The sequence below is a fragment of the Ilumatobacter sp. genome, from assembly GCF_041688325.1.
In the GTDB taxonomy this organism is placed as follows: domain Bacteria; phylum Actinomycetota; class Acidimicrobiia; order Acidimicrobiales; family Ilumatobacteraceae; genus Ilumatobacter_A.
The window spans coordinates 1-2562 of the sequence record NZ_JBDNIJ010000327.1 but is presented as its reverse complement, the minus strand read 5'-3'; the positions used below and the strand labels follow the sequence as shown (position 1 = coordinate 2562).

The following is a 2562-nucleotide window of genomic DNA, read 5'->3' as shown; positions in this document are numbered from 1 at the left end:
CAGACCTCGGTGTGACAAGATCAATTGATGCCCGACCTGACGAAGCAGAAGTGGCGATCGAAGATTGAGGCGAAGCTGCTCGACTCGGGCGCCGAGGACAACCACCGGATGTACGGTGAGCGCAAGCAAGAGGTGATCGGTGCGATGTCTGGCACCGTGGTTGAACTCGGCCCCGGCACGGGCGTGAACATGCGCTATTACGCGCCGGGGGTCAAGGTCATTGCGATCGAGCCGAACCCAGTGATGCACGACCCGCTTCGCACGAAGGCCGCCGAGCACAGTGTCGATCTCGAGATCCGCACGTTGCGCGGCGAATCGCTTGACGTCGACGATGGGTCTGTCGACGGCGTTGTTGGCACGTTGCTGCTCTGCGGTGTCGATGATCCGGCTCAGGTTGTTCGAGAAGCGCATCGGGTACTGAAGCCTGCAGGCACGTATTTCTTCATCGAGCATGTCGAGTCGCCCGCCGGGCACCGCAACCGGACGGTGCAGAAGGTGCTCTTGCGCCCGCACCGTTGGATGTTCAACGGTTGTGAGATCACGCGCGACACAGCGGCATTGCTCGAAGCCGGGCCGTTCGAGTCAGTCGAGGTGACGGAAGTCGATCGAGGCCGCGCGGCACTCTGGGTGCGCCATCAGATCATCGGCACGGCGGTCAAGGCGGCTTGCTGAAATCACCTAAGTGAGCGTGTGCGCACCGAGGTCTGTCACATCCCGGTCTGTCTCCGGTGTGACACTCCGGTGTGACACTCCGGTGTGAGAACGGGTGTGACGGGTCAGGCGAGGATTGGGCGGCGGTGCGCCCAGGGGTGCGCTGTTTCGAGTTGGCTGGCGACGGCGAGAAGCAGATCCTCGCGGCCGTAGGCGGCGACGATCTGGACACCGATCGGGAGGCCTTCGTCGTTCCAGTGGAGCGGCAGGCTGATCGCTGGCTGGCCGCTCGCGTTGTATGGCGGGGTGAAGCCGATGAAGCGTGCTGCACGCTTCATGCCGGCCATCGGATCGTCGTCGGTCGCGTCGTGCTCGCCGATTTCGACCGGAGGCTCGCTGAGGGTCGGAGTGATCAACAGATCCCATCCTTCGGTCCACCAGCTCTGCACCTTGCGCCGGTACTCGACAACGGCGCCAAGCGCTGAGCCGTACTCGACACCGGAGACGCTCTTCGCCCACTGAGCCTGCGCCCAGTTGACCGGCTCGATATCAGCCGCAGTCATCTCGCGACCGATCCATGATTCCATCGTCTTGATGCCGAGCGCCATGTTCGTTGCCCACATGGCCATGAAGCGGGGGGTAAAGGATGGATCGTCGAGCGCAGCGGGGTGGCCGAGGAGAACATCATGTCCGAGGCCCTCCAACATCGAGGCAGCCGACCTGACTGCGGTGACGCAGTCATCGTGGAGGAAGTTGCCGAGCGGGTGTGTGTCGAGTAGCCCGATGCGCAGACGGCCGGGGTCGCTTCCGAGTTCGTCTTCGTACGGGCGAGTCGGTGGAGCGGCGATCACCGTGTCGCCGATGCCTGGACCGTGAACAGCGTCAAGGATTCGGGCGGTGTCGCGCACCGATCGGCTCACGACGAGGCTGACGCTGAGACCGGCCTCGTCACGGTCTGGGCCATTGGTGATCCGGCCCTGTGACGGCTTGAGCCCCACGAGGCCACTGGCCGCGGCGGGGATACGGATTGATCCGCCGCCATCGCTCGCGTGCGCCATCGGGACCATGCCGGCAGCGACTGCGGCAGCAGCACCGCCACTCGAGCCGCCCGGGGTGCGATTGGTGTTCCACGGATTGCGGGTGGGGCCGTGAGCGATCGGCTCGGTGACGGGCAGGCTGCCGAGCTCGGGGCTGTTGGTGCGCCCAACGTTGATCAGCCCAGCGTCGCGGAATCGTGCCACCAGGGTCATGTCGTGTGGCGCGATTGGTGGCTTGGCGGCAAGCGCTGCATTGCCGTTGGTCATCGGCATACCGGCCTCGGCTGCCCACAGATCCTTCAACATGAACGGTACGCCGAGGAAGTGCGGACGGTCGCCACTGCCAGCTCCGGCCGGGGCTGTGGCCGCGCCGCTGCTGTCGATGACGTCGGCCTGCTGGCGTGCCCGGTCGTACCACTTCAAGACGACGGCGTTGATCGCGTGGTCCGATCGCTCGATGCGTTCAATCGCTCCATCAACGAGTTCGCGTGCAGAGACTTCGCCCCGTGCGACCAGGTCAGCCTGAGCCGTTGCGTCGAGCCATTGTGTGTCGTCAGCGATGTTCCCCATGTCGCGTTACTAGCACTTGGGGCCGGGGACTCATGTAGGTGAAGGACGAGCATCGCCGAATCGCCAGACACTGTCGTACGTGTTCGGTAACGTTGGAGTATGGGATTGCTCAACGCACGGAACCTTCTCAAAGCGAAGGAGTTGATCGAGAAAAATCGTCACAAGGTCGGCGACGTCGTCGGCAAGGCGACCCAAAAGATCGACAAAGCCTCGGGCGGCAAGACGACGAATTTCAGCAAGAAGGCTGAGGATGCTGCTCGGAAGTATTCGTCTGGGAGCAGTGCCACCCATCACGGCGACCGCT

3 protein-coding genes are annotated in these 2562 nt (G+C 63.8%); 2 read left to right on the top strand and 1 reads right to left on the bottom strand.

Annotated elements, in window-relative coordinates; genetic code table 11:
- Positions 1-27: 27 nt before the first annotated feature.
- Positions 28-672 carry a class I SAM-dependent methyltransferase gene (locus tag ACH2EI_RS17065; RefSeq protein WP_395152648.1) on the top strand — a complete coding sequence of 215 codons (645 nt, stop codon included), beginning with the start codon at positions 28-30 and terminating at the stop codon, positions 670-672.
- Positions 673-776: 104 nt separating this feature from the next.
- Here the strand turns inward: ACH2EI_RS17065 and ACH2EI_RS17060 are convergent, their stop codons facing one another.
- The gene (locus ACH2EI_RS17060; protein ID WP_395160918.1) at positions 777-2258 is read right to left on the bottom strand and encodes an amidase; all 1482 of its coding nucleotides are present in this window, start codon (positions 2256-2258) and stop codon (positions 777-779) included.
- 99 nt (positions 2259-2357) lie between these two features.
- Between ACH2EI_RS17060 and ACH2EI_RS17055 the strand changes: the two genes are divergently transcribed.
- On the top strand, positions 2358-2562 hold a 205-nt coding region (locus tag ACH2EI_RS17055), incomplete at its 3' end, for an antitoxin (protein ID WP_395160916.1).

Excerpts from the sequence above, each read along its gene's own strand:
- ACH2EI_RS17065 (WP_395152648.1), top strand. The coding sequence starts at position 28 with ATGCCCGACCTGACGAAGCAGAAGTGGCGATCGAAGATTGAGGCGAAG.
- ACH2EI_RS17060 (WP_395160918.1), bottom strand. The coding sequence starts at position 2,258 with ATGGGGAACATCGCTGACGACACACAATGGCTCGACGCAACGGCTCAG.